The sequence below is a fragment of the Streptosporangium sp. NPDC003464 genome (assembly GCF_053588315.1).
The window spans coordinates 1-6,178 of record NZ_JBSFPS010000401.1 but is presented as its reverse complement, the minus strand read 5'-3'; the positions used below and the strand labels follow the sequence as shown (position 1 = coordinate 6,178).

The following is a 6,178-nucleotide window of genomic DNA, read 5'->3' as shown; positions in this document are numbered from 1 at the left end:
GCTCGACCTCGCCCGCTCCTACCGGATGCCGGAAGCGACCGGCGCCGCCGAGATCGCACTGGCCACCCTGGCACTCATCGAGGGCCGGTCCGCCGACGCCGAGCACCGCTACACCAGGGCCACCCAGCGCATGCAACGCGCCGGATCGGTGCACGCCGCAGGCTTTCTCCGCCTCGCGCTGGCGTCGATCTGGCTGAACGACGGCACGCTCGGCGCGCACCTGGACGACGTGCGCGCCCTCCACGCCGGGCTCGGCCCCATGACCTCCGACCTGCTCGCGCTCGCCCTCCACGCCAACGGCCTGGACGCCGAAGCCCGCGAGGTCCGCGCGTCACCCAGCCCGATCCGCCCCGACTTCTTCTTCACCTTCCTCACAACGTTGCGCGCGATGGCCATCGTCGCCTTGAACGACCGCGACGCCGCCGAGGAGATCTACGCGACGCTGCTCCCGCACCGCAACGGCCCCCCGGCGGGCGCCACGAGCGTGTCGGTGGCGCTGCGTCCGGTCGCCCACACCCTCGGCGAGCTGGCCGTCCTCCTCGGCCGCGACCACGAGGCCGCCGCCCACTTCACCCAGGCCGCCACCATCGCCGACCGATGGAACGCACCCTCCTGGGCCGCCGAGGCCCGGTCGCGGACGACCACCTAGCCTCTGCCCACGGCGCCGCACATCTGTGACACAGAACTCGGATCACCTGTCACACTGCCCTGCCTACGCCGGCGCCCGCATCAGCGAGGTGGTCCGCCTCGACGTCGGCGACGTTCACCTCTCGGCCCGCAAGGGGAACCGCGGTTGTACGGCAAGGGCGACAAGTTCCGCCAGGTCGACATCCACCCCAAGCTCCGTCCCGAGCTGCAGGTATGGCCTGACGGGCGGCCCACCTGGCCCGGAGCCGACGCCGGCCCCGCGCTCTTCCTGAACGCCGAGGGCGGGCGGCTCACCGCCCGCGCCGCCGGCGGCATCATCGCCACGACCGCCCGGCGAGCGGGCCTGGACGATCCCACCGCCGCCCACGTCCTCAGACATACGCTCGCCACAACGCTGGTCCGCGGCAGAACGGATCTCGTTCTCGTCGCCGAGATCCTTCGGCCGCCTGCCGGTGACGGGCGGACGGCGGTCGCGCAATAGACTCGGCCGCATCATGGCCGTACAGATCTCGCCCAGCATCCTGTCCGCCGACTTCGCCCGCCTCGCCGAGGCGGCCGCGGCGGTCCCCAACGCCGACTGGCTGCACGTGGACGTCATGGACAACCACTTCGTGCCCAACCTGACACTCGGGCTACCGGTTGTCGAGTCCCTGCTCAGGGCCACCTCGACGCCGCTCGACTGCCATCTCATGATCGAGGATCCGGACCGCTGGGCCCCGGCCTACGCCGAGGCCGGGGTGGGCAGCGTGACCATTCACGCCGAGGCGTCCAAGGCCCCGGTCCGCACCCTGCGCCAGATCCGCGCCGCCGGGGCCCGCGCCGGCTTCGCGCTGAACCCGGCCACCCCCGTCGAGCCGTACGAGGACCTGCTCGGCGAGATCGACATGCTGCTGCTGATGACCGTCGAGCCCGGGTTCGGCGGCCAGAAGTTCCTCGACGTGGTCCTGCCGAAGATCCGCCGGGCCCGCGCCCTGATCGACAAGCACGGCGGCCAGATCTGGCTGCAGGTGGACGGCGGGGTGTCGGAGCAGACCATCGAGCGCTGCGCCGAGGCGGGGGCCGACGTCTTCGTGGCGGGCAACGCCGTCTACGGCGCCGACGACCCGGCCCGCGCGGTGGACGGCCTGCGCTCCCTGGCGGACAAGGCCTGATCCCCCCGCCGCGCGCCGCCCCGTCCGGCGCCGGGACCCGTCCGGCCACGGAGCCGCGACGGGCACCCGGTTCCGCGACGGGGCCGTCCCGGTGATGTCATGGTTGTGTCACGTGTCGCTCCCGGCGGTTGGGGTAACCACTCACTTACGAGGAGGTGGTTCATGGACCACGGACTGTTCGGGCCGGGTTCGGTGACCTGGCGGGTGATGGGGGAGCCGATCCTGCTGGTCGGGGGTTTCCGGGCGCTGCTCATGCAGGGGCTGCACCCGCGGGCGATGCGCGGGGTCGCGCAGAACTCCGCGCTCATGGACCCCTCCGAGGCGTGGTCCCGCTTCCTGCGCACCACCGAGTTCGTCCGGGTGCGCACCTACGGCACGCGCGCCGAGGTCGCCAAGGCCGGGGCCCGGGTCAGGAAGATCCACTCCCGGCTCACCGCGCTCGATCCCGACACCGGCGAGCGCTTCCGCCTCGACGATCCCGACGCGCTCCTATGGGTCCATGTCGGCGAGGTCGACTCCTACCTGTCGGTCGCCCGCCGGGCGGGGGTGCGTCTGACCGACGAGGAGGCCGACCGGTTCGTGGACGAATGGCGGCGTGCCGCCGAGGTCGTCGGCCTGTGCCCGCAGGACGTGCCCGGTTCGGTCGGTGAGATGCGCGACTACATCCAGGGGCGCCGTCCTGGGCTTTACTTCGTTCCAGAAGTGCCACATCCGCTCCGCCAATCTTTGAGTCAATCCCTCGGTGCGCCGCTGCCGCCGTACCTGCTCCCCCTCAAGCCGGTCATCCCGATGCTGACCGTGCTGGCCTTCGCGACCCTGCCGCGCTGGGCCCGCAGGCTGTACGGCCTGCCCGCCACGCCGCTCGGCGACCTGTGGGCGACGGCCACGCTGAAGGGTCTGCACGCCGGGATCGGCCTGGTGCCCGCCCCGGTCAGGTATGCCCCGGACGCCCGCAGGGCGCGGCGGGTGACGGACGGCCGGGCCGCCTAGCCCGCCCGGCCGTGGAAGGCGTCCGTCCCCGCCCGTCCCGCCCGGGGCGCTCCATCGGTGGCCGGCTCCTTCCGGCTGTGCGGGAGGTGGGAGGCGCGCCGGCGTGGAGGAGTTTCCGGGCACCGCTCCACGCCGGCGGGAGGGGTGAACAGATCGTGCGACGCCTGGCCGGCGGCTTCAAGTGGCTCGAACACTCCCGAACGGTCCCGAACGATCGCGGACGCCCCCGAACGGTCTATTCGCCCCCTACGACCCGCGGATTCACCCACTTGACCAAGCGCTCGCTTGTTTTCATGGCATAGGGGTGTTCCTCCCGTTTGCCGGACATGGCACACTGATGTACGGGGAGCCTCCCATCAGGGTGGCGAACCGCTGGCAACAAGCGTGCTCCGGGGTCGGTGAAAGTCCGAACCGGCGGTTACAGTCCGCGACCCGGTCGAATCCATCGACCGGTTGACCCGGTGGAATTCCGGGACCGACGGTTAAAGTCCGGATGGGAGGAAGCGCGCGAGTGGAGTGTGTCTTCGGGCACCCTCCGCTGACTGGGTGCATGCATCCATGATCCCCCGGGGCCCGCCGTGGCAGAGAAAGCTACTGGCGAGTAGGAGACCCGGGTGACTGATCAGGCGCACATGCGCCGGGCGATCGAGCTCGCCGCGCGCGGGCGCGGCACCACCAGCCCCAACCCCGTCGTCGGATGCGTCGTCCTCGACGCCGCCGGCCAGGTCGCGGGGGAGGGCTTCCACGCCTACGCCGGTGGCCCGCACGCCGAGGTGGTCGCGCTGCGCGCCGCCGGGGAGCGCGCCAGGGGCGGCACCGCGTACGTCACCCTCGAACCCTGCGACCACACCGGCCGGACCGGGCCCTGCTCGCTCGCCCTGCTGGAGGCGGGCGTCGCCCGCGTCGTCGTCGCGGTGAGCGACCCCAATCCGGCGGCGGCCGGCGGCGCCGACCGGCTCAGGCGGCACGGCGTGGCGGTCGCCACCGGCGTGCTCACCGGGGAGGCCGAGCGCGGCAACGCCGAGTGGCTGACCTCGGTCCGGCTCGGCCGGCCACACGTCACCTGGAAGTACGCCGCCACGCTGGACGGCCGCTCGGCCGCCGCCGACGGCACCAGCCAGTGGATCACCTCGCCCGAGTCCCGCGCCGACGTGCACCGCCTGCGCGGCGAGGCCGACGCGATCGTCGCGGGCATCGGCACCGTCCTGGCCGACGACCCCCGGCTCACCGTCCGCCGCCCACCGGCATCCTCCGCCGGCGAGGACCCCGCCCCGCCCGCCGGGCAGGGCGCGCCCGCCGCCAGGCCGCTGCTCCGCGTGGTCGTCGACAGCGACGCCCGCACCCCGCCCGCCGCCCGCGTCCTGGACGGCCGGGCGCCGACGCTGGTGGCGGTCGCCGCCGACGCCGACGCCGGCGCGCTCGCGGCCCGGACCGAGGTGGTGCGGCTCGCGCGGCGGCGGCCGTACGGGCTCGACCTGGCCGGGCTCCTGGCCGAGCTGCACCGCCGCCAGATCGTCAGCGTGCTGCTGGAGGGCGGGCCGACCCTGGCGGGTTCCTTCCTGAAGGAGGGGCTGATCGACCGGGTCGTCGGCTACCTCGCCCCGGCGCTGCTGGGCGCCGGGCCCGCCGCGCTCGGCCCGGCCGGCGTCGCCACGATCGCCGAGACCCACCGACTGGAGTTCGAGGATGTCACCCCCACCGGGCCGGACCTGCGTCTGACCGCCCGGCCGGTACCTCTGAAGGAGTTGTGAATGTTCACCGGAATCGTTGAGGAACTGGGCGAGATCGCCGCGATCGAGCCCCTGCGGGAGGCGGCCCGGATGTCGATCCGCGGCAAGGCCGTCACGGCCGACGCCGGGCACGGCGACTCGATCGCCGTCAACGGGGTCTGCCTGACCGTGGTGGAGGTGGACGGCGAGGTGTTCACCGCCGACGTGATGAAGGAGACCCTGGACCGTAGCTGCCTGGGGGCGCTGCGGCCCGGCGACCGGGTCAACCTGGAGCGCGCGGTCCGCGCCGACCAGCGGCTGGGCGGCCACATCGTGCAGGGCCACGTGGACGGGACCGGGACGCTGCTGTCCCGCGAGCCCGCCGAGCACTGGGAGGTCGTCCGCGTCTCGCTCCCGGCCGAGCTGAACCGCTACGTGGTCGAGAAGGGCTCGATCGCGGTCGACGGTGTCAGCCTGACCGTGGCCGGCGTGGACGCCGAGGGGTTCGCCGTCAGCCTGATCCCGACCACCCTGCAGCTCACCACCCTCGGCGCCAAGCAGCCGGGCGACCCGGTGAACCTCGAGGTCGACGTGATCGCCAAGCACGTGGAGAAGCTCGTGGGCGCCTACGGCCTGGGGGCGGGCCGTGAACTGGGCTGAGGCGGGGTTCGAGGTCTTCGGGACCCGGTTCCTCTGGACGGACCTGATCGGCAACGTGGCCGCCCTGGCCACCGTGCTGCTGGCCATCCGCAAGTCGATCTGGACCTGGCCGGTCCAGCTCACCGGCTCGGTGCTGCTGTTCATCGCCTCGGTCAACGCGCACATCACCGGCAACGCCCTCAAGCAGCTCATGTTCGGCGGCCTGGCCGTCTACGGCTGGTGGCGCTGGACGCGCGGCACCCAGAACGGCCGGGAACTGGCCGTGCGCCCCGCGACGGCCCCGGAACGGCTCGCGCTGGTCGGGGTCATGGCCGTGGGCACGGTCCTGGTCGCCGTCGTCTTCTACATCACACAGCTCTCCTGGGGCGCGTTCGTCCCGCCGCCCAAGGGATACCTCCTGGTCGCCGCCGACGCCTACATCTTCGTCGGCAGCGCGGTCGCCACCTGGGCCCAGGGGCGGGCGCTGGTCGACTTCTGGCTGATCTGGATCGCCGTGGACCTGGTCGGCGTACCGCTGGCCTTCAGCTCGGGACTGGTCGTCTCCGGGGCGGTGTACGGGGTGTTCTTCGTGCTCGTCCTGGTCGGATTCTTCAACTGGCTAAAGGAGTACCGGTCGAGGGCCGTACTCGTTCCCAAGGAGGCGGTGTGATCAAGCTGGACCCGATCGAGAGGGCGATCGCCGACATCCGTGATGGCAGGCCCGTCGTGGTCGTCGACGACGAGAACCGCGAGAACGAAGGCGACCTCATCTTCGCCTCGGCGAAGGCCACGCCGGAGCTGCTGGCCTTCACCATCCGGCACACCAGCGGCGTGATCTGCGTGTCGATGCGCGGGGAGGACCTCGACCGCCTCGGCCTGCCGCTGATGGTGCACGACAACAAGGAACGCCTCCGCACCGCCTACACGATCAGTGTGGACGCCCGGGACGGGGTGAGCACCGGCATCTCGGCCTCGGACCGGGCCAAGACGATCCGCACCCTGTGCGACTCGGCGACCGAGCCGTTCGAGCTGGTCCGGCCC

The 6,178-nt window shown here is 72.6% G+C and carries 7 protein-coding genes, 1 pseudogene and 1 riboswitch; all 8 genes and pseudogenes read left to right on the top strand.

Annotation, left to right across the window (positions count from 1 at the left end; genetic code table 11):
* Window positions 1–649: pseudogene (locus ACWDS7_RS45610) on the top strand (transcriptional regulator); the annotation flags it as partial.
* Window positions 650–793: 144 nt separating this feature from the next.
* On the top strand, window positions 794–1,129 hold the full coding sequence (locus ACWDS7_RS45605) for a tyrosine-type recombinase/integrase (RefSeq protein WP_451934380.1): 336 nt from the start codon (window positions 794–796) through the stop codon (window positions 1,127–1,129).
* A 13-nt stretch (window positions 1,130–1,142) separates the two neighbouring features.
* Complete coding sequence (rpe, locus tag ACWDS7_RS45600; RefSeq protein ID WP_451934379.1) at window positions 1,143–1,799, top strand: ribulose-phosphate 3-epimerase; 657 nt, start codon at window positions 1,143–1,145, stop codon at window positions 1,797–1,799.
* Between the two features lie 162 nt (window positions 1,800–1,961).
* Complete coding sequence (locus ACWDS7_RS45595) at window positions 1,962–2,789, top strand: oxygenase MpaB family protein (RefSeq protein ID WP_306857722.1); 828 nt, start codon at window positions 1,962–1,964, stop codon at window positions 2,787–2,789.
* A 380-nt stretch (window positions 2,790–3,169) separates the two neighbouring features.
* Window positions 3,170–3,300, top strand: a riboswitch (FMN riboswitch).
* A 103-nt stretch (window positions 3,301–3,403) separates the two neighbouring features.
* Window positions 3,404–4,540 carry a bifunctional diaminohydroxyphosphoribosylaminopyrimidine deaminase/5-amino-6-(5-phosphoribosylamino)uracil reductase RibD gene (ribD, locus tag ACWDS7_RS45590; RefSeq protein ID WP_451934378.1) on the top strand — a complete coding sequence of 379 codons (1,137 nt, stop codon included), beginning with the start codon at window positions 3,404–3,406 and terminating at the stop codon, window positions 4,538–4,540.
* Window positions 4,541–5,158 carry a riboflavin synthase gene (locus ACWDS7_RS45585; RefSeq protein WP_451934377.1) on the top strand — a complete coding sequence of 206 codons (618 nt, stop codon included), beginning with the start codon at window positions 4,541–4,543 and terminating at the stop codon, window positions 5,156–5,158.
* Entirely contained in the window at window positions 5,145–5,807 is a 663-nt protein-coding gene (locus ACWDS7_RS45580; protein WP_451934376.1) for a nicotinamide mononucleotide transporter family protein, read from the top strand. The genes ACWDS7_RS45585 and ACWDS7_RS45580 overlap by 14 nt, the downstream gene beginning before the upstream one ends.
* On the top strand, window positions 5,804–6,178 hold a 375-nt coding region (locus ACWDS7_RS45575), incomplete at its 3' end, for a 3,4-dihydroxy-2-butanone-4-phosphate synthase (RefSeq protein ID WP_451934375.1). The genes ACWDS7_RS45580 and ACWDS7_RS45575, both read left to right, overlap by 4 nt.